The organism is Desulfarculaceae bacterium, from assembly GCA_020444545.1.
Taxonomy (GTDB): domain Bacteria; phylum Desulfobacterota; class Desulfarculia; order Desulfarculales; family Desulfarculaceae; genus Desulfoferula.
Window position 1 is genome coordinate 546,678 of record JAHLKT010000003.1, and the last position, 18,396, is coordinate 565,073.

An 18,396-nucleotide genomic window follows, 5' to 3' on the forward strand; every position below is an offset into this window, starting at 1 on the left:
CGGGGTTGGGGTTTCCTGGGCCAGCATAACCAATGGGCCCCGCGCTAAGCAAACTCCGGGCGGGCCGGTTTGTGCTATTTTCTAAAAGCAGGAACGACCTTGATGTAAAGGAGCCCAACATGAGTAAGCCTCCCGCCTTAGACGCCTTCGCCATGGCCCGCCAGCAGCTGGAGGAGGCCGCGGCCCACATGGACCTGGAGCCGGACCTGCTGGAGCGCATCCGCCACACCGAGCGCGAGGTGACGGTGCACTTCCCGGTGATGATGGACGACGGCAGCCTGCGCATGTTCGCGGGCTACCGGGTGCAGCACAACGACGTGCGCGGCCCCTACAAGGGCGGCCTGCGCTATCACCCCGGCACCGAGCTGGGCGAGGTGCGCGCCCTGGCCATGTGGATGACCTGGAAGGCGGCGGTGGTGAACATCCCCTTCGGCGGGGCCAAGGGGGGCATCACCTGCGACACCAAGAAGCTGAGCCGGGGCGAGGTGGAGCGCATGACTCGGCGCTTCACCTACGAGATCGCGCCCATCATCGGGCCGGAGCGGGACATCCCCGCTCCGGACGTGTACACCGGGCCCCAGGAGATGGCCTGGATCATGGACACCTATTCCATGATCGCGGGCCAGGCCACCCCCGGGGTGGTGACCGGCAAGCCCCTGGAGCTGGGGGGCAGCCTGGGGCGCTTCGAGGCCACCGGCCGGGGGGTGGTGATCACCGCCCGCCAGGCGGCCAGGCACCTGGGCCGCGACCTGGAGGGCATGACCGTGGCCATCCAGGGTTCGGGCAACGTGGGCGGGGTGGCGGCGCGCTTTTTTGAGCAGGCCGGGGCCAAAGTGGTGGCCATGAGCGACTCCAAGAGCGGGGTCTACAACCCCAAGGGCATCGAGAGCAACAAGGCCATCGCCTGCAAGGACCAGTACGCCTGCCTCCTGGGCCGGGAGCTGGCCTCCGAGGACATCAGCAACGAGGAACTGTTGCAGCTGGAGGTGGACATCCTGGCCCCCTGCGCCATGGAGGGGGTGCTCACCGCCGAGAACGCGGCCAAGGTGAAGGCCAAGCTGGTGGTGGAGGGAGCCAACGGCCCCACCACGCCCGAGGCCGACGCTATCCTAGAAGACAAGGGCGTGTTGGTGGTGCCGGACATCCTGGCCAACGCGGGCGGGGTGACGGTGAGCTACTTCGAGTGGGTGCAGAACCTGCAAAACCTCCTGTGGAGCGAGGAGGAGATTGCCCAGCGCCTGGAGAGCATCCTCTGCCGCTCCATGGACGAGGTGCTGGCCATCAGCAAGGACAAGAAGGTGAGCCTGCGCAACGCGGCCATGATCCTGGGGGTTAACCGGGTGGTGGCGGCCACGCGCCTGCGCGGGGTCTATCCCTAGGCCGGGGCCTGGGGCTCAATTTAGTTGATTTCCCACCGGTGGCGGCGCGAGCCCGCTGCCGGGGAGGCATGTCTTGGACACCTGGATCATAGCCGCGGCCTGCCTTTTCCTGTTGGCTTTCGGCCTGTTCTCGGGCCGCCTGGAAAAGACCGTCATCACCCCCCCCATGGCCTTCGTGGGCTTCGGGCTCCTCATCAGCCCCTTCGTGGCCTTTGAGCAAGGCAGCATCCGCCTGGGCGGCGAGATGCTCAAGCTCTTGGCCGAGATCACCCTGGTGCTGGTGCTGTTCACCGACGCCAGCCGCATACGCTTCAAAAGCCTGCGCCGCCAGTACAACCTGCCGCTCAGGCTCTTGGGCATCGGCCTGCCGCTCACCGTGGTCACCGGCTTTTTGGCCGGGTGGTGGCTCTTGCCGGGCCTGAGCCTGTGGGAGGCCGCCGCCCTGGCCGCCATCCTGGCCCCCACCGACGCGGCCCTGGGCCAGGCCACCATCGTCAATCCCACCGTGCCCGGCCGCATCCGCCAGACCCTGAACGTGGAGAGCGGGCTCAACGACGGCCTGGCCCTGCCCCTGGTGCTGATCACCCTCTCGGCGGCCAGCGCCTCGCAGGAGGCCTCCGGCGGGGGCTATTGGCTCGGCTTCGCCCTCAGGCAAGTGGGCCTGGGCACCCTGGCCGGGGTGGTGGTGGGCTGGGGGGGCGGCAGGCTCATCGTGGGGGCCCTGGAAAAGAAATCCATGAGCCACGTGTTCCTGGGCCTGGCCGCCCTGGGCCTGGCCGGGCTGGCCTATTGCGGGGCCGAGCTGGCCACGGGCAACGGGCTCATCGCGGCCTTTGTCTGCGGCCTGACCCTGGGCAACACCGCGCCGGGGGCGGCGCGCTACTTGCGCGAGTTCGCCGAGTCGGAGGGGCAGCTATTGGTGCTGGTAACCTTCCTGGCCTTCGGGGCGGTGATGGTGGAGCACTCCCTGCCCTTCTTCACCTGGCGCTCGGTGGCCTACGCCGCGCTGAGCCTGACCCTGGTGCGCATGGTGCCGGTGTGGCTGTGCCTGAGCGGCACCGGGCTGGACCCCTCCAGCCGCTTGTTCGTGGGCTGGTTCGGCCCCCGGGGTCTGGCTTCGATCCTCTACGCCCTGTTGATGTTCGACCAGTTCAAGATCGCGGGCATGTCCGAGCTGTTCAGCCTGGTTATAATCACGGTATTGGTCAGCGTGTACGCCCACGGCATAAGCGCCTGGCCCCTGGCCAAGGCCTACGGGGCCTACATGAGCGCCAAGCAGGGCCCGCCGGGCCGGGAGCGTCCCGAGGAGATGGTGATCCTGGACCCCATCCCCGTGCGCCTGCCTTATCATGAGCAGGCCCACCGGCCGCCCCGGCCCGAGGACGCGGGGCCCGACAAATAGACCAGCCGACGCGGCCCGGCCGCGCGCGAAAGGAAGGCAAGCATGGAACGCGACCTGAGACACGCCTCATCCCTGCTCCGGCACGGCAACTGCGTGCTGGTGATCATCGACATGCAGGCCAAGCTGGCGCCGCTGATGCACGGCAAGGAGCGCCTGGTGGCCAACGTGTCGCGCCTGGCCCGTTTCGCGGGCATCGTGGGCCTGCCGGTGGTGGTCACGGAGCAGAAGAACCTGGGACCGACCATCGAGGAGATCGCCTCGGTCTTGCCCGCCGGCACCGAGGCCATCGAGAAGATCGCCTTTGACTGCTTTGGCTGCGTGCCTTTCCAGGAGAAGCTCTGGGAGCATGACCGGCCCAACCTGGTGATCGCGGGCATCGAGGCCCACATCTGCGTGACCCAGACCGCGCTGAGCGGCCTGGCCGGGCATGGGGTGCACATCATCAGCGACGCGGTGGCCAGCCGACGCGAGGAGAACCGCCAGGTGGCCCTGACCCGTTTGGCCCAGGCCGGGGCGGTGATCAGCAGCACCGAGATGTTCATGTACGAGGTGCTGCGCCAGGCGGGGACCGACGAGTTTAGGCAGGTGTTGCCGTTGGTGAAAGAGGACTAGGCGGCGAGGGCGGCTGCGCCAGACACGGCTATGCTGCGTTGCCGCGCCTGGCTGCGCCGCTGAGGCTGAATTGATAGCGAGGCGGTCCCGGGCGGGGCCGCCTCGGTCGTCTCGGATGCTCCCGCATCGTCGAAGCCGCCCGTTGAACCTCCTGTGCCCGCGGCACCCAGACAGCGAGCTGTCTGGGCCACCCGGGATTTTTTCCTTACCTGCCTCTTCTGCTTTCCCTACCCTGTCCTGGCGCACAGAGATTGCCGGGTCTGCGGCCAGGAGGCCGCTCCTCGCAATGACAAGCGGTGCTTAGTCGCGGGGCGGGGGGTCGAAGGGCAGGCCGCCGGCCGGGGGGCGGGCCAGGGCGTCGGCGGGGTCGTTCGTGAAGGCGGCGAGAAGCTGGAAGTAGGCCGGGCCGCCTACCATATAGGTGTCGTTGTGCCCGGCGCGCTTGAGGGTGACGAAGGCCTTGGGGCTAGGCAGGGCGGCGAAGAGCTTTCGGCCCAGGGCGTAGGGCACGATGTCGTCCGCGTCGCCGTGCAGCATGAGCACTGGGCATTTGACCTCCGGGGCGCGGCCCAGGCTGTCGAAGCGGCCGCCCAGGAGCTTGCCCATGCCGGGCAGGGGGAAAAAGGTCTTGGCCATGGCCCCCAGGTCGGTGAAAGTGGACTCCAGGATCAGCCCGGCCGGGCGGTGGCGCGAGGCCAGATACACCGCCGCCACTCCCCCCAGGGAGCGGCCGAAGATCACCACCTCGCCGCCCTGGGCGCGGGCCTGGGCGCGGGCCCAGTCCCAGGCCGCCTCGGCGTCTAGGTACATGCCCTTTTCGCTGGGCGAGCCCTGGCTGAGGCCGTAGCCCCGGTAGTCGAAGATGAACACCGCCACGCCCGCGGCGTGCAGCCGGGCCAGATTGTCCAAACGGTGGGAGATGTTGCCCGCGTTGCCGTGGCAAAAGAGCATGAGATTCTTGGCCCCCGGGGCGGGGATGTGCCAGCCGTGCAGGCGCACCCCGTCGCTGGTGGTCAGGCTAACGTCTTGAGCCGCCAGCCCGAAGGCCCCGGGCGAGGCGTAGTGGCCCTTTTCCGGGAAAAATATCTGTTTTTCAATAAAGCCGTCGCAACCCAGCATGAGCACCCCCAGCAAGAGCAGGAGCGCCGCAGCCCTCATTTGGGCGGCGGCCCACTAAAGGGGTCGATGGTCAAGACGCCGTTGGGCGGGATGGTCAGGGTTATCTCCTTCTGGCGCAGATAGACCCCCACCGGCTCCTGCCAGGTGCCGCCCTCGGACCAGAAGTGGGTGACGGTGCAGGCCCAGGTGAAGCGGTAGCGGTTGGTGCCGCTGGGCACCTCGAACACGGCCATGCCCGATGCACTCAGGCCCTGCTTGGGCTTGGCCAGGCCGCCGAGCGGCTTCAGGGGCCAGATGGCCGCCGGCTCGCCCAGCATGTAGGCGCTCACCTGCCAGGTGGGCGGGCCCAGCCATTGGTCCGGGCTGGGCTGATCCATGAGCGGGCCCACCTGCTCGAACACCGCCTGCTTGATCATGGCCTGGGTTATTTTGCCCGAGGCCTTTATCTGCAGATGGCCGGGCGTGTTGCCCAGGGGGGCATAGAACGACGCGCAGCCAACGAGGGCCAGGCAAAGGCACAGCATCGCCGCCAGGGCGGAAAACCATCTGCGCAAGGAGCCACCTCCGGGGGTCAAGGGTTGCATCCATTATACATACTGGCCGTGGTTATGATTGACAGCATGCCGATATGAAAGCAAAATGGGGGCACACTAAAACTGAACCGGCCCCGCGCCTTTTTGAGGGAGGAACATGATGAACAAAGACGACTTGGCCGCCAAGCTGAAAGAGATGTACCCCGAGATCGAAGAGCACAGCCTGGAGATGGACCTGGAGTTTAACGCGGACAACAACTACTGGGTGGTCAAGCTGTCCAAGGGCGACCATCGCCTGCACACCCTGTTGGACCAGAAGGACGCCGAGGCCTGCATTGAAGGCACCCAGTGCGTGTACCTGGGCGTGCAGATCGGCCAGTTCGTAAAGAACTTCGAGTACTACGCCTAGGCGGCTTTTTTCGCGAGCAGCGCTTGAGCCCCGGGGCGCCTGCCTCGGGGCTTTTTTCCCGCCGGAGTGAGCCTTGCTGCGCAACCAGCGCCTCATAACCGTCCCCCTGAACCAGCAGGAGCTATCGGGACGAAACCGCCCCTTGGCGGTGCTGTTGCAACTGTCCAACTTCCTCTCCACCTGCACCGAGCTGGAGCCCCTGTTGGAGGGGGCCCTGGATTTGGTTCTGGAGCAGTTCGGCCTCAAGGCCGGGCGGGTGTATCTGGGCGAAGCCGGAGGCGAATACTTCCAGATGATCATCCACCGGAGCCTGAACCCCCGGGGCCTGGAGATGGTTGACGCCAACACCGGCTTCACCGGCAAGGCGGCCCGCACCCGGAGCTTTTTGGCCATGCGGGTGGCGGATCTGGACGACGAGGCCCGCACCCAGATGCTCAGCGAGAAGGGCTTCGAGCAGGTCATCTGCATACCCCTGATCACCCGCGACCAGGTGATCGGGGTGATGAACCTGGCCGCCGAGGAGGTCATCCCCCTGGAGCTGGCCACCATCGATTTGTCCATGGTCATGGCCAACCTGGTGGCCACGGCCACCGAAAGCGTATTGCAGGCCAGGGAGCTGACCGACCAGGCCCGGGTGTTGGCCGAGCAGAAGGAGGCGGTGCAGTTTTTCGCCTACACCGCCTGCCACGACATGAAAAGCCCGGCCACCGGGGTGCACGGCCTGGCCCGGATGCTGGCCCAGCGGGCCGGGGACAAGCTGGACGAAAAGGGGCGGGCCATCATCGGCCAGATAGAGCGGGCCGCCCAACGCATCGAGGATTTGGCCTCGGAGGTCAACGCCTACATCCGCGCCAAGGAGGCGCCCATCAAGCCCGAGGAGCTGGAGCTGGGCGAGGTGCTGGGCGGCATCGCCGGGGAGCTCTCCTCCCGGGCCGAGGCCCTGGGGGTGGAGTTGGTGTATCCCACCGGCCAGATACGCCTAAAGGCCGACCGCGCCGCCCTGACCCGCGCCCTGACCAACCTGGTGGACAACGCCCTGAAGTACGGCGGCCCCAAGCTGAAAAAGATCGAGGTGACTTATCAGTTCGAAAAGGGGCACCACGTGTTCAAGGTGATGGACGACGGGGTGGGGGTGCCCCCGGACCTGGCCGAGAAGTGCTTCACCCTGTTCAAGCGGGCCGAGACCAGCCAGGGCACCGAGGGCACCGGCCTGGGCCTGGCCATCGTGCGCACCATCGCCTACCGCCACGGCGGCCGCGCCTGGCTGGACACCGGCCGCCCCCGGGGCGCCTGCTTCTGCTTCTCCATGGCCGAGGAGCCGCCCGAGGAAGAGGCCGGCTGCTAGGCCCGAGCCGCCCCCCCCAAACGCCCTAGTGAAGATCAACTAAAACCAGCGCCACGCCCGCCGGCACAGCCGGCCCATTCACCGCAAAAAAGCCCCCGCCATTAGGCAGGGGCTTTAAACTCATCCCGGAGGTCCGGGCGAAGCGGCTTACTTGTAGGGGTTGATCGAGAGCACCGGCACCGGGGAGTTGCGCACCACGTTCTCGGCCACGCTGCCGAAGATGGCGTGCTCCAGGCCCTTGCGGCCGTGGGTGGCGGTGATGATCAGGTCGATGTCGTGCTCGCCGGCGTACTTGACGATCTCGGCCGCGGGCTGGCCCGAGACCACGTCGGCGGTGATGTTGGAGGCGTCCGCGAAGTGCTCCTGGACGAACTGCTCCATCTTCTTCTGGGCCCCGGTCTTGATCTCGCCCTCCATCTTGTCCAGGGAGGGATGGGGAATGAAGAAGTTGGAATAGTGGCTCAGGTCTTCCACCACGTGCAGGGTATGCAGGTTGGCGCCTAGCTTTTCCACCATCTCCTTGACCAAGGGCAGCACCTTGGCGTGATGCTCGGTGAAATCGACCGGGTACAGGATATTTTTGATCTGGGCCATCGGAACCTCCGTATTCACATATGTCCGGCGGGGGATGGGGCCAAGCTAGCCGAATCGGCTGGGTAAGTCAACGCCCCTTTTGCGCCCCGTTTCACTTGCTCTTTTGGGCCTCGTCGGGATCGGGCAAGGCCTTGCGGGCGGCCACCGCCTGGGCCACGTCGGCGCAGACCTTGGGCGAAACCTCGGCCATGGCCCGGCTCATGGCCGCGGCCAGGGCCTCGCCGCCCTTGCCCTTCACCGGCGCGCTGGCCGCGTAGCTCTTCTGGAACATCACCTGCTTGAGCACCTGGTGGTAGCGGTAGTCCAACAGGGTCAAGTCCAGGCGTATCTCGGCCTTGGCCCCGCCTTTTTCCTCCTGCTCCACGAACTGCACCACCCCGCCGTCCAGGCGGAAGCGCGGCAGCTGGCTGGAATCGGGCCCAAACACCGCCGCGAGGCGGCCCGAAGACCTGAGGTCGCGGGTGAGCAGGCTGGAGACCATGTCCGCCGGGTAGTTCTGCCACTTGTGCTCGGGCATGGCCGCGATCTCCCGCTGGCCGATGACCTGGAGCATCTTCTGATTGTTGATCAGGGGCAGGGAGCCCAGGCGCTCCACCTTGAGCGCCGCCTCGATGGGCGGCCCGGGCGCGGGCGCGGGCGCGGGGTAGTTGAGCACGTAGCGGTAGACATAGGGCGGCGGGCTGCCCCCGCAGGCGGCGAGGGTCAGCATAATCCCGGCCACCAGGAGGCCGGCCAGCACTCTGGCCCGTTTGGCGATGGGGGTCATCACTTGCTTCCTCCCTGCGCGGGGCGCTTGGCCGGGGGGTCCCGGAAAAGCACCGCGCTGGGGTCTTGCTCCAGGCGCTCCAAGAGGTTCTGGAGGCTGCGCGAGGCCGAACGCAGGTTTTCCATGGTAATGCGGGCTTCCACCGAGAGCTGGTAGGAGCGCTCCTCCAGGCCCTCCACCAGGCGGCCCACCCGCTGGCCGGTGGCGCCCAGCTTCATCTGCTTGATGTCGTCGGCCAGCTCGTCCACCAGGCGCTTGGCCGAAGCCACCGCGCCCTTGGCCCCGGCCAGGACCGCCTTGGTGTCACCCACGATCACGTCCAGCGACTTCTGGCCCACCGCCCGGTCGATGCGCCCCACCAGCTGGTCCAGCTTCACCGAGGCGTCGGCCAAGCGGTCCATGGCCACCTGGAGCCGCCGGTCGCCGAACAGGCTCTGGATGCTCTTCAGGGTGTCCTGCATGGCCTCGCCCATGGTCTTGAAGTTGATGGTCTTGATCTGGCTCATCACTTCGTCCAGGGTGCTGACGATGCGCTGCAACTCCGAGGGGCGCGAGGGGATGATGGGATACTCGGCCACGAAGTCGATCTTGGGCGACTGGTCCACCTCGTCGGGTTTGCGCCGGTCCAGCTCGATGAAGGTGATGCCGGTGATGCCCGCGCTGGAGAGCTGGGCCACCAGCTCGCGGGACAGATCGCCCTCGAACTGGATCTCCATCACCACCTCGATGAGCCGCGAGTCCGGGGCCACCCGGATGGCCTTGACCCGGCCCACGTCCACCCCGCGGTAGCGCACCGTGCTGTCCACCTGGAGGCCCTGCACCGACTCGTTGAAGAAGCTGACGTACTTGTCGGCCCCCTTGAGGTATTGGGAGGCCCCCAGCCAGGCGATGGCTCCCACCCCGATGGCCAGGCCGACGATTACGAACAGGCCGACTTTGAAATTAGAGGCGTGAGTGGCCATGGACTCCTCTCACTTCCGGGGCTTGCGGTGGAAAAAATTGGAGACCCGGGGATCTTTGGAGTGGTCCCGGAGGTCCGTGGGGGAGCCCACCGCTATGACCCCCTTCTCGCTTTTGTCCAGCATAACAACCCGATGGGCGATGGTGTAAATTGAATTAAGCTCGTGGGTGACCACCACCATGGCCGTACCCATGGCCTTGTTGAGCTTGAGGATCAGCTCGTCCAGCTCGGCGCTGGTGATGGGGTCCAGGCCCGCCGAGGGCTCGTCGAAGAACAGGATGGTGGGGTCCAGGGCCATGGCCCGGGCCAGGCCGGCCCGTTTCTGCATGCCCCCGGATATCTCCGAGGGCAAATATCCCTCGTAGCCTTCCAGGTCCACCAGGGCCAGCTTGAGGCGCACCAGGGTGCCGCGGGTCTTTTTGTCCAAGCGCACCGCGTCGGCCAGGACCAGGTCCACGTTCTCGGCCAGGGTCATGGAGCCGTAGAGGGCCCCGCCCTGGAAGGCCACCCCGATTTTGCGCCGCACCTGGTTGAGCGTCTTCTCGTCGGCCTGGGTGATCTCCACCCCGTCCAACCACACCTCGCCCTTGATGGGCTCAAGGAGGCCGATGATGCCCTTGAGCAGGGTGGACTTGCCGCAGCCGCTGCCCCCGGCGATGACCACGATCTCGCCGGGTTGCACCTCCAGGCTCACGTCCTTGAGCACCGGCTCGCGGCCGTAGCCCAGGGTGAGGTCCTTGACCACCACCGGGCTCATGGCCTGGGCTTGGCTATTTGTGGCCTCGTCCGGCAAAACGCGCTCCCTAGAGGAAGTAATACTGCACGACGGCGAAGATGCTGTCGGCCACCACAATGAGGAAGATGCCCGCCACCACCGCCGAGGTGGTCACCCGGCCCACGGCCTCGGCCCCGCCCATGGTGGTGAAGCCGCGCTGGCAGCCAATCCCGGCAATAAGAAGGGCGAAAAGGGCTCCCTTGAAAGCGCCCAATAGTATGTCGCTCACCGCCAGGGCGCCCATGGTCTGCTGCACGTAGCCGTAGACCGTGAGGTCCAGGTAGGTGACCCCGATGATGAGCCCGCCCACGATGGCGGTGACGTCGGAAAACAGGATGAGCAAGGGCACCATCAATATGGCGGCCACGATGCGCGGCACCGCCAAAAAGCTGATGGGGTGGAAGCCTTCCACCTCCAGGGCCTCCACCTCCTCGCGCACGATCATGGTGCCTATCTCGGCCGCGAAGGAGCTGCCCGAGCGGCCGGCCACCAAGACCGCGGTCATGATGGGCCCCAGCTCGCGCACCATGGCCAGGGCCACCAGGTCGGCCACGAAGATGTTGGCCCCGAAGTTCTTGAGCTGGATGGCGCTCATGAAGGCCATGATCAGGCCCATGAGGAAGCTGATGAGCCCCACGATGGGCAGGCCGTCCACGCCCACCTGCTCCATGTAGAGCTCCACGTCGCTCCAGCGCAGGGTGCGGGGCCGGCGGATCACCTTGCCCAGGGCGATGAACAGCTCGCCCACGAAGGCCACGACCTGCTTGGCGTCGGCCACCAGGTCCACGGTGGCCTGGCCGATAATCGTGATGTAGCCGCCCGGCCGCCGGGGGGGCGGGGGCGGCTGGGGCTTGAGCGCCTCGGGGTGCACGATCTCGCGCATGCCCTGGGCCTGGGCGCTCAGGCCCTCCATCTTCAGCTCCACCCCCTTTTTCACCGCCTGGGTCTCCAGGTAGTTCAGGGCCAGGGCCCCGCCGGTGTCCAGGTAGGCGATGCCGCTCATATCCACGGTGAGGGTCTTGAGCCCGGTGGTGTCCAGGATTTTGTTGAACTGGTCCAGGAGATCGTCGGTGGCGTAGATGTCCAGACGGCCGGCCAGGCGCAGGGTGCGGCTGGGGCCCTCGGGACCCTCCAGGCTTATCTCGTAGTTTTGTTTGGACCGCTTATGCGACATCGCCCCGCCGGCGCCAGCCCCCCAGGGGGCATCAGGAGTTGAAGTCCAGGGCCTCGAACTGCTCTTTGTCCAGGCCCAGCTTCTTTTTGATCAGCGCGCCGTCATAGCCCACGCAAAGGCCGCCGACACGCGGGCCGCCGGCCTTGAACGGACGGCATACTACGTAAAGCTCACCCATCGGCGCGTAGAATACGAAGCTGCCCGTACCTCGGTTGTTAATCAGCGCTTGCACCTTGTCGTAGCGCGAGTAGTCCAGTTCGTTATTTTCCTTGGCCACGCCCTCGGGATGGCCCGCTTCCGGGACACGAGCGGCCAAGGACTTGCCTTGGTCAGAAAGCACCACCACCGCGTGGGTGAGCGGCTTGCCCCGGTCGGCCGCATCCTTGAAAAGCTTGGCCAAGCCCTGGCTTAGGGCCGTGAGGTTCTTTTCCTCATTGGGAGACTGGAGATGCTTCTCGGCCTGGGCCAGGTCGGCGTTGACCATCTTGACGAACTCCACCGCCTTGGGGTTGGCGGGCTCATCCCCGGAGCAGGCCGTCAACAGCAGCAAGCCTCCCAGGCAAAACAGGCCCAGGCTGGGAAGCAACCACCGCAAGCTAAAAAAGGTCATGGGTCTCCATCCCCCGCCAGTCCGCGACAGGCGGGTGTTAATATGGATGCTAAGACATTGTAGACTATCGCGTACCATAAATACAGGTTATTCCAGGCAGAGGCATGATCGAACGCGACGAAAACAGGTTCAAAATTGTACAGGGGCGGGTGCGCGACCGGACCACGGGCCTGGAGTGGAGCCCATCGGCCGATCCGGCGGGGTGGCCGCTGTTTTGGGACGAGGCCCGCGAGTTCGTGGCCGGACTGAACCAAGAGAGCTACCTGGGCGCGGCCGACTGGCGGCTGCCCAACCGCAGGGAGCTGTTTTCACTCATGGACTACGCCCAGGCCAACCCGGCCCTGCCGCCGGGGCACCCCTTTGGCGAGGTGGAGCTGGCCTGGTATTGGAGCGCCACGCCCTATGCGGGCAACCCGGCCTATGCCTGGTACGCGCACACCGAGGGCGGACGCATGTTTTACGGCGACAAGGGGCGGAGCTATTACGCCTGGCCGGTGCGCGGGGTCAGCCACACCCTGGCCGCCACCGGCGCGCCGGGAGAGGCCCTCACCGGCCGGGCCTGGCCCGCGCCCCGCTGGGAGGCGCGCGGCGAGGCGGTGCGCGACCGGCTCACCGGGCTCACCTGGACTCGGGAGGCGGACCTGGCCCCGGGGGCGGTGAGCTGGTTCGAGGCAAAGGCGGTGATCGCGCGGCTCAACACCCAAGGCCACGCCGGGCAAAGCGGCTGGCGGCTGCCCACCATCCAGGAGCTGGAGTCCCTGGTGGACGCGGGGCGGGCCTTCCCTGCCCTGGCCCCGGACGCGCCCTTCACGGGCGTGCAGGCGCAGTACTGGTCGGCCACCAGCAGCGGCTTCGACCCGGCGTGGGCCATGGCCCTGTATTTGGACAAGGGCGGGATTGGCGTGGGCATGAAGCAGGACCCGCACTACGCGGTGTGGGCGGTGCGGGGGAGATCCTCGCCCTGACCGGCCTTGCCTCCGCGCGGCCCAGAAGGCACAATAAGGCAATTCCCCATTTACCTACAATCAGAGGGTGATCATGAAATTTCTGCGTTTCGCATTGTTGCTGGCGGCCTGCGCCGCCCTTTTGGCGGCCCCGGCGGCGGCCTGCACCGGCATCACCGTAAAGGCCAAGAACGGGGCGGTGGTGCACGCCCGCACCCTGGAGTTCGGGGTGAACCTCCAGTCCCAGGTGCTCATGGTGCCGCGCGGCTATGCCCTGACCACCACGGCGCCGGGCAAAAAGCCGGGCATCAAGTGGAAGACCAAGTACGCGGTGCTGGGCATGGACGCCTTCGGCCTCACCGCCATCTGCGACGGCCTGAACGAGAAGGGCCTGGCCGCGGGCCTGTTCTACTTCCCCGGCTGCGCGGGCTACCAGAAGCCGGGCCCGGCGGAGTATGGCAAGAGCCTGACGCCCCTGGAGCTGCCCCTGTGGGTGCTGGGCAACTTCGCCACGGTGGCCGAGGTCAAGGCCGGCCTGGCCAAGGTGATGGTTTGGGGCGCCCCCCTGCCCCAGCTGGGCCCCGACCCCCTGCCCCTGCACTACATCGTCACCGACAAGACGGGCGACAGCGTGGTGATCGAGTACGTGGACGGCAAGCTGAACCTGTACGACAACCCCCTGGGGGTGATCACCAACTCGCCGCCCTTTGACTGGCACATGACCAACCTGCGCAATTACGTGAACCTCTCGGCCAACAACGTGCCCAAGCTCAAGCTGACGGGCATCACCCTGTACCCCACGGGCCAGGGTTCGGGCATGGCCGGGCTGCCCGGCGACGTGACTCCGCCCTCGCGCCTGGTGCGGGCGGTGGCCTTCTCCCAGGCCGCCCTGCCCGCGGCCGACGGCCAAGGCGCAGTGTTGAGCGCCCTGCGCCTGTTGAACTCCTTCTTTATCTCCAAGGGCATGGCCCGTTCCTACGGCAAGGGCGGCAAGGTGAGCTACGACATCACCGAGTGGATGGCGGCCAGCGACCTGAAGAACCTGAAGTTCCACTTCGCCACCTACCAGAACCTGACCCCCAAGATGGTGGACATGAAAAAGCTGGACCTGGGCGGCACCAAGCTCCAGCACATTTCCATCCAGGGCGGCCCGCTGTTCACCGACGTGACCGGAGAGGCCAAGTAAGAAAAGCTACACAAGCAGCGAGGCGGCCGGGTGTATGCCCGGCCGCTTTTTTTGGGGCGGGGTTTATCCCCGCCCGATGGCGTCCCGTGAGGATTTTGGGCGGGGATAAACTCCGCCCCTACACCGGAGGGGACTCGCAATGCCACCGGGTTAGAGAAGTCAGCCCTTGTTGGCCCCGATAGCTCTGCTATCGGGGCCGTGAGGCCTCTGGGCCGAGCGGCAAGAAATCCCGCGCAAGATTTCTTGTTGCCTCGCCGGAGCGAGGCAACCCCGACAGCAAGCTGTCGGGGCCAGCAGAAATAATTAGAAAAGCGGGTAAGGAAGAAGGAAAGGAGTCTTGCGGGCGGCCGGGGCGGGGGCGGGGTCGTCTGCTGGCGGGCAGGGATTGCCGCGTCGCGGCCAGGAGGCCGCTCCTCGCAATGACAAGGCTCTTTTACTTCCCTACTTCTTGGTTCCGGCCGGGGCTGCGGACAGGAGACGGTGGCCGGATTGGGAATTGTTGGGTTTCGGCGCGGGAGCGCCTCTAGCCAACCTACACGATCGCTGGATAGGTCTGGCCGGTGCGGGGCGCTCTAGCTCAGGCGGCCCAGAGTCTGGGCGCGGAGGCGCTCCACCGCGAGGTTGAGCAGGGGCTCCAGATTCACGATATCGCAGGCGTTATAGTCCAAGAGGGTGGCCAGGGCGTCGGGGTCGCCGGTCAGGTGGTCCTGCCAGAGCATGACGGCCATGTAGCCGTCCATGTCGCCCACGTGGTCGGGCCGAGCCAGGCCCAGGGCCTTTTCGATGCGCTTGAGACCGCCCTTGTGCCCCAGGCGCTTGAGCACCCAGCGCAGGTCGATGTGCACCGGCGGCACGATGAAGCGCGGGAATACGCTACGGAGCACCGGCACGTCGAAAGAGCTGCCCGCGAAGCTCACCACCACCTCGTAGCCCGCCAGGCACTGGGCCGCCTCGTTGAGGTTTTGGCCCGCCACGTACTGCACCACCACTTGCCCGTCGTAGACCCCCACCACGGTGATGCCCCCGAAGTCATTGGGGTCGCCGCCGGTCTCGATGTCCAGATAGGCCACCCGCGAAAACCGGGGCCAGAAGCGCCAATGCTCGGAGGTGGGGATCAACTTGGCCAGCTCGGCCAGGCCGTCCGGGCGCGCAAGGGCGGCCAGGCTGCGCTCGACGATGGGCCGCCCCAGGCGATACACCGCCGGAGGGGCCAAGGCCTCGCCATGGGCCAGGAAGTCGTCCCAGTCGCGGAGCCCGGCCTTCCACAGGCCCAGCTCGCGCTTGGCTCCGACCGTGGGGATGTGCAGGAAGGTTTTGGTCAGCATCGCGGCCTAGAAGAGCCGCTTTTGCGCGCCGGTGGAGGGCTTTTCGCCCAGGTGCTCATATGTGCGCGGCGTGGCCACGCGCCCGGCCGGGGTGCGTTTGAGGAGCCCCTGCTGGATGAGATAAGGCTCGTAGACTTCCTCGATGGTGTGGGCCTCCTCGCCCACCGCCGCGGCCAGGGTGCCCAGACCCACCGGCCCGCCGTCGAACTTCAGGGCGATGGTGGTGAGTAGCTCGCGGTCCAGGCGGTCCAGGCCGTGCTCGTCCACGCCCAGACGGCCCAGGGCGTAGTCGGCCATCTCGCGGTCCACCTTGCCGCCACCCTCCACCTGGGCAAAGTCCCTGACCCGCTTGAGCAGGCGGTTGGCCACGCGGGGAGTGGAGCGGGAGCGCCGGGCGATCTCGGCCGCGCCGCCGCCGTCCATCTCCAGGCCCAGGATGCGGGCCGAGCGGCTGACGATCTGGGCCAGCTCGTCCGGCGAGTAGAAGTCCACCCTGACCTGCACCCCGAAACGGTCGCGCAGCGGCGGGGTGAGGAGCCCCACCCGGGTGGTGGCCCCGACGAGGGTGAAGGGCGGCAGGTCCAACTTGACGGTGCGGGCGCTGGGGCCCGAGCCGATCACCAGGTCCAGGTGGAAGTCCTCCATGGCCGGATAGAGCACCTCCTCCACCACGTGGTTGAGGCGGTGAATCTCGTCCACGAACAGAACGTCCTTGGTTTCCAGGTTGGTGAGGATGGCGGCCAGGTCGCCGGCCCGTTCCAGGACCGGGCCGCTGGTGGCGGTGATGCCCACCTCCAGCTCCTCGGCCAGGATGTGGGCCAGGGTGGTCTTGCCCAGGCCGGGGTGGCCGTGCAGGAGCACGTGGTCCAGGGCCTCGCCCCGCTGGCGGGCGGCGGTGATGAACACCTGGAGGTTGGCCTTGGCCTCGGCCTGGCCGATGTATTCGCCCAGGGACGAGGGCCGCAGGCTGTCCAGCCCCTGGTCGTCGTCCAGGGCGGCGCCGTCAACCAGGCGGCCGTGCAGGTCCTCTGGGTTCACAACCTTACCCAATGTCCGTGTTAAAAATCGAGGTGTGCGACTGTTTGATAATATTGTCTCTCTTATCCATCTGTTGCCCCAGAAAAAATATGGGCTCTATTGCTCGAACCTAATCGCATGAACAAAACTTATTTAACCCAATTTTCACCAAATACACGGCAATAACTGTTGAAGGAAAGCCGCCCAGGCAGGTTGTCAGAATATCTCCCAAGCCAGCGATCAAGCTGACTTCATCCTCTGACGTTCTGCTCTTTGGTTTGTTACAGAAGTCCCATTTAACGCAAATTTCTCTATACAACAGATCTCGCACTCTATCAAAAGCCGTGCCCCCGATTACACGTAGATCTATTGCCCCTCTAATACCTCGGTCTGCTCCAAAATCACCGATTTCATCCCTTCTTCCCCAACCTACAAAATCCTGAGGAAGCACCTCCCTCAGGCCAAATATATCTTTTCCTCTGGAAAGACTCCTCAGAGCCTGTCGGCCAATGATCTCCAATAAAGCTGATGTATCAGCTAACAACAGCTCTTCAATCTCGTATCTTTCCTCTTGGCTAATCTCCATCCTTACCCCCCAGATTTCTAATCAGGACGTAGTCCCGTTCTATAAACGAGTTACAGTTGTGCCTATAAGACCAACAAATTTGCCTAGCTACTCCACTTCGATCTTGGTGACGCGGGGCTCGCCCTCGCCCTCGGCGGGCTTTTCCATCTTGGTGATGTGCTCGTCGATCAGGGCGCGGATGCCCTTCATCACCTCGAGATGGGCGGTGTGGAAATGACCCATGGCCGGCGAGTCCTTGCGCCAGCGCCGGGCGGCCTCGCCCAGGGCGCACAAGGGGCATTCGCACTTGGCCTGGTGTTGGGCCCCATCTTTTTCAGCCTGGGCCGAGCTCATGACTCTCCTCCCGGTTGGCTAAAGTCTATCAAAAGATCGTCGTCTTGGAAGAGGGCTTTTGTGGGGTGGGCCAGGGCGAAGCTGTGGGGCAGGGAGAGGTGCTTGCGGAAAACCCCCACCTCGATCACCAGCTCGTCGCCCACCTTGTGCAGGTTCAGGCGCTTTTTGTCCACGCTGGGCAGGTGCAGGCGCACCCTGAGCTTGCCGTCGTTTTTCTCGAAAGCCAGGGGCTGGCGGTCGTAGAGATGGGCCGCCGGGTCGGCCTCGCCGTAGAGCTCACGGCCCAGCTCCAACAAGCGCTCCGCGCCCAGCACCTCGTGGCGCTTCTGCTCCACCGGCAGGATGGGCAGGGGCGCGAAGTACTCCTTGGCTTGCTCCAGATAAGGCGCCTGCATCTCGGCCAGCTCGCGGCCCAGGCCCTGGCCGCCGGGGGCCCAAACCCGGTTCATGATGATCGCCTCCACGGCCAGGCCGTAGAGCGAGAAGTAGGTGTAGGCCCGCTGCGACTCCTTGAGCACCATCTTCTCGGGGTTGCACACCAGGCGCACCGTGGTGCTCTCGCGGTCGGTGAGGAGGCGGTCCACGCCCTCGAGCTTTTTAAACAGCGCCTCCAGGTTGGCGAAGTAGTCGTCTCCGGGCAGGGGCACGTCGGTAAGGCGGGCGGCGATGGGCCGGGCCACCTTGAGTATGCTGCGCTCCAGCTTGAAGACCTTCTTCATGTACCACTCCAGGGCCGAGGGCACCGAGACGAAGCGCATGGATTCGGCGGTGGGGGCGCAGTCCAGGATCATCAGGTCGTAGGCGTTGTCGCGCACGTACTGGTTGATGTAGAGCATGGCGCTGATCTCTTCCATGCCCGGCAGCACCGCGATCTCCTCGGCCACCACCTCGTTCAAGCCGGTGCTGTTGAACAGGGCCGAGAGGTAGGAGTGCACCTGGTCCCAATACTGCTTGATGGCCACGTTGACGTTGATCTCCTGAATGGCCAGGCGGGGGGCCACCTCCACCGGCTCGCCGGTGAGATCCAACAGGCCGCCCTCCAGGTCAAAGGCGTCGGAGAGGCTGTGGGCCGGGTCCAGGGAGATGACCAGGGTTCTCTGGCCGCGCTCGGCGGCCAGGGCGGCGGTGGCCGCGGACATGGAGGTCTTGCCGCTGCCGCCCTTGCCGGCGAAAAGAATCAGGCGCATGGCGGGTGTGGCTCCTTGGGTTGGGTAGGGGGCGGACCCTATTAAGGATACCCGGGCCGGGCGGCAAAGGCCAGGGGGCGGCGTTGTCTCGGGCCGGTGGGACGCTTAGTATATTAAAAAGATAGCCATTTAGGTCCGC

General features: G+C 65.9%; 20 protein-coding genes. 7 read left to right on the forward strand and 13 right to left on the reverse strand.

Translation table 11 applies throughout. The features are described from left to right. The first annotated feature begins 119 nt into the window (after positions 1–119). The 3 genes from KQH53_10995 to KQH53_11005 all read left to right on the forward strand — a co-directional run bounded on the left by KQH53_10995 (position 120) and on the right by KQH53_11005 (position 3,393). Positions 120–1,379 carry a Glu/Leu/Phe/Val dehydrogenase gene (locus KQH53_10995; GenBank protein ID MCB2227192.1) on the forward strand — a complete coding sequence of 420 codons (1,260 nt, stop codon included), beginning with the start codon at positions 120–122 and terminating at the stop codon, positions 1,377–1,379. A gap of 73 nt (positions 1,380–1,452) precedes the next feature. Further along, positions 1,453–2,781: a cation:proton antiporter gene (locus tag KQH53_11000; protein MCB2227193.1), complete on the forward strand. Its 1,329-nt coding sequence runs from the start codon at positions 1,453–1,455 to the stop codon at positions 2,779–2,781. Positions 2,782–2,823: 42 nt separating this feature from the next. Further along, entirely contained in the window at positions 2,824–3,393 is a 570-nt protein-coding gene (locus KQH53_11005; GenBank protein MCB2227194.1) for an isochorismatase family protein, read from the forward strand. Between the two features lie 300 nt (positions 3,394–3,693). Here KQH53_11005 and KQH53_11010 read toward each other — a convergent pair whose 3' ends face one another. Together KQH53_11010 and KQH53_11015 are read right to left on the reverse strand one after the other, a co-directional pair. After that, on the reverse strand, positions 3,694–4,551 hold the full coding sequence (locus KQH53_11010; GenBank protein ID MCB2227195.1) for an alpha/beta hydrolase: 858 nt from the start codon (positions 4,549–4,551) through the stop codon (positions 3,694–3,696). Further along, positions 4,548–5,066: a hypothetical protein gene (locus KQH53_11015; protein ID MCB2227196.1), complete on the reverse strand. Its 519-nt coding sequence runs from the start codon at positions 5,064–5,066 to the stop codon at positions 4,548–4,550. The genes KQH53_11010 and KQH53_11015 overlap by 4 nt, the downstream gene beginning before the upstream one ends. Positions 5,067–5,205: 139 nt before the next feature. On the opposite strand from KQH53_11015, the gene KQH53_11020 reads away from it, so the two are divergent. After that, positions 5,206–5,454 (forward strand): hypothetical protein, encoded by a 249-nt coding sequence (locus KQH53_11020; GenBank protein MCB2227197.1) that lies wholly within the window; start codon positions 5,206–5,208, stop codon positions 5,452–5,454. Positions 5,455–5,527: 73 nt separating this feature from the next. Further along, entirely contained in the window at positions 5,528–6,799 is a 1,272-nt protein-coding gene (locus KQH53_11025) for a GAF domain-containing protein (GenBank protein ID MCB2227198.1), read from the forward strand. A 147-nt stretch (positions 6,800–6,946) separates the two neighbouring features. Here KQH53_11025 and KQH53_11030 read toward each other — a convergent pair whose 3' ends face one another. The 6 genes from KQH53_11030 to KQH53_11055 form a co-directional block, all read right to left on the reverse strand. Further along, entirely contained in the window at positions 6,947–7,393 is a 447-nt protein-coding gene (locus tag KQH53_11030) for a universal stress protein (protein ID MCB2227199.1), read from the reverse strand. 91 nt (positions 7,394–7,484) lie between these two features. Continuing rightward, positions 7,485–8,162 (reverse strand): membrane integrity-associated transporter subunit PqiC, encoded by a 678-nt coding sequence (locus KQH53_11035; GenBank protein ID MCB2227200.1) that lies wholly within the window; start codon positions 8,160–8,162, stop codon positions 7,485–7,487. Continuing rightward, positions 8,159–9,121 (reverse strand): MCE family protein, encoded by a 963-nt coding sequence (locus tag KQH53_11040; GenBank protein MCB2227201.1) that lies wholly within the window; start codon positions 9,119–9,121, stop codon positions 8,159–8,161. The genes KQH53_11035 and KQH53_11040 overlap by 4 nt, the downstream gene beginning before the upstream one ends. Positions 9,122–9,130: 9 nt before the next feature. After that, on the reverse strand, positions 9,131–9,877 hold the full coding sequence (locus KQH53_11045; GenBank protein MCB2227202.1) for an ATP-binding cassette domain-containing protein: 747 nt from the start codon (positions 9,875–9,877) through the stop codon (positions 9,131–9,133). A gap of 46 nt (positions 9,878–9,923) precedes the next feature. Continuing rightward, a complete protein-coding gene (locus tag KQH53_11050; GenBank protein ID MCB2227203.1) occupies positions 9,924–11,069 on the reverse strand; it encodes an ABC transporter permease in 1,146 nt (381 codons plus the stop codon). Between the two features lie 31 nt (positions 11,070–11,100). Next, positions 11,101–11,679 (reverse strand): hypothetical protein, encoded by a 579-nt coding sequence (locus KQH53_11055; GenBank protein ID MCB2227204.1) that lies wholly within the window; start codon positions 11,677–11,679, stop codon positions 11,101–11,103. Positions 11,680–11,783: 104 nt separating this feature from the next. Between KQH53_11055 and KQH53_11060 the strand changes: the two genes are divergently transcribed. Both KQH53_11060 and KQH53_11065 read left to right on the forward strand, forming a co-directional pair. After that, positions 11,784–12,644 (forward strand): DUF1566 domain-containing protein, encoded by an 861-nt coding sequence (locus KQH53_11060; protein ID MCB2227205.1) that lies wholly within the window; start codon positions 11,784–11,786, stop codon positions 12,642–12,644. 73 nt (positions 12,645–12,717) lie between these two features. Further along, positions 12,718–13,809: a choloylglycine hydrolase family protein gene (locus KQH53_11065; GenBank protein MCB2227206.1), complete on the forward strand. Its 1,092-nt coding sequence runs from the start codon at positions 12,718–12,720 to the stop codon at positions 13,807–13,809. A gap of 572 nt (positions 13,810–14,381) precedes the next feature. On the opposite strand, the gene KQH53_11070 is transcribed toward KQH53_11065, so the two are convergent. From KQH53_11070 to KQH53_11090, 5 genes are all read right to left on the reverse strand, one after another. After that, on the reverse strand, positions 14,382–15,134 hold the full coding sequence (locus KQH53_11070) for a ribonuclease H-like domain-containing protein (protein MCB2227207.1): 753 nt from the start codon (positions 15,132–15,134) through the stop codon (positions 14,382–14,384). 6 nt (positions 15,135–15,140) lie between these two features. Beyond that, entirely contained in the window at positions 15,141–16,172 is a 1,032-nt protein-coding gene (gene ruvB, locus KQH53_11075; GenBank protein MCB2227208.1) for a Holliday junction branch migration DNA helicase RuvB, read from the reverse strand. Positions 16,173–16,281: 109 nt separating this feature from the next. Further along, on the reverse strand, positions 16,282–16,737 hold the full coding sequence (locus KQH53_11080; protein ID MCB2227209.1) for a hypothetical protein: 456 nt from the start codon (positions 16,735–16,737) through the stop codon (positions 16,282–16,284). Between the two features lie 87 nt (positions 16,738–16,824). After that, positions 16,825–17,070 carry a hypothetical protein gene (locus tag KQH53_11085; GenBank protein ID MCB2227210.1) on the reverse strand — a complete coding sequence of 82 codons (246 nt, stop codon included), beginning with the start codon at positions 17,068–17,070 and terminating at the stop codon, positions 16,825–16,827. Beyond that, the gene (locus tag KQH53_11090; GenBank protein MCB2227211.1) at positions 17,067–18,257 is read right to left on the reverse strand and encodes a TRC40/GET3/ArsA family transport-energizing ATPase; all 1,191 of its coding nucleotides are present in this window, start codon (positions 18,255–18,257) and stop codon (positions 17,067–17,069) included. Before KQH53_11090 ends, KQH53_11085 begins: the two co-directional genes overlap by 4 nt. Positions 18,258–18,396 lie beyond the last annotated feature (139 nt).

Excerpts from the sequence above, each read along its gene's own strand:
- KQH53_10995 (MCB2227192.1), top strand. The coding sequence starts at position 120 with ATGAGTAAGCCTCCCGCCTTAGACGCCTTCGCCATGGCCCGCCAGCAG.
- KQH53_11005 (MCB2227194.1), top strand. The coding sequence starts at position 2,824 with ATGGAACGCGACCTGAGACACGCCTCATCCCTGCTCCGGCACGGCAAC.
- KQH53_11010 (MCB2227195.1), bottom strand. The coding sequence starts at position 4,551 with ATGAGGGCTGCGGCGCTCCTGCTCTTGCTGGGGGTGCTCATGCTGGGT.
- KQH53_11020 (MCB2227197.1), top strand. The coding sequence starts at position 5,206 with ATGAACAAAGACGACTTGGCCGCCAAGCTGAAAGAGATGTACCCCGAG.
- KQH53_11030 (MCB2227199.1), bottom strand. The coding sequence starts at position 7,393 with ATGGCCCAGATCAAAAATATCCTGTACCCGGTCGATTTCACCGAGCAT.
- KQH53_11040 (MCB2227201.1), bottom strand. The coding sequence starts at position 9,121 with ATGGCCACTCACGCCTCTAATTTCAAAGTCGGCCTGTTCGTAATCGTC.
- KQH53_11045 (MCB2227202.1), bottom strand. The coding sequence starts at position 9,877 with ATGAGCCCGGTGGTGGTCAAGGACCTCACCCTGGGCTACGGCCGCGAG.
- KQH53_11050 (MCB2227203.1), bottom strand. The coding sequence starts at position 11,069 with ATGTCGCATAAGCGGTCCAAACAAAACTACGAGATAAGCCTGGAGGGT.
- KQH53_11055 (MCB2227204.1), bottom strand. The coding sequence starts at position 11,679 with ATGACCTTTTTTAGCTTGCGGTGGTTGCTTCCCAGCCTGGGCCTGTTT.
- KQH53_11060 (MCB2227205.1), top strand. The coding sequence starts at position 11,784 with ATGATCGAACGCGACGAAAACAGGTTCAAAATTGTACAGGGGCGGGTG.
- KQH53_11065 (MCB2227206.1), top strand. The coding sequence starts at position 12,718 with ATGAAATTTCTGCGTTTCGCATTGTTGCTGGCGGCCTGCGCCGCCCTT.
- KQH53_11070 (MCB2227207.1), bottom strand. The coding sequence starts at position 15,134 with ATGCTGACCAAAACCTTCCTGCACATCCCCACGGTCGGAGCCAAGCGC.
- KQH53_11080 (MCB2227209.1), bottom strand. The coding sequence starts at position 16,737 with ATGGAGATTAGCCAAGAGGAAAGATACGAGATTGAAGAGCTGTTGTTA.
- KQH53_11085 (MCB2227210.1), bottom strand. The coding sequence starts at position 17,070 with ATGAGCTCGGCCCAGGCTGAAAAAGATGGGGCCCAACACCAGGCCAAG.
- KQH53_11090 (MCB2227211.1), bottom strand. The coding sequence starts at position 18,257 with ATGCGCCTGATTCTTTTCGCCGGCAAGGGCGGCAGCGGCAAGACCTCC.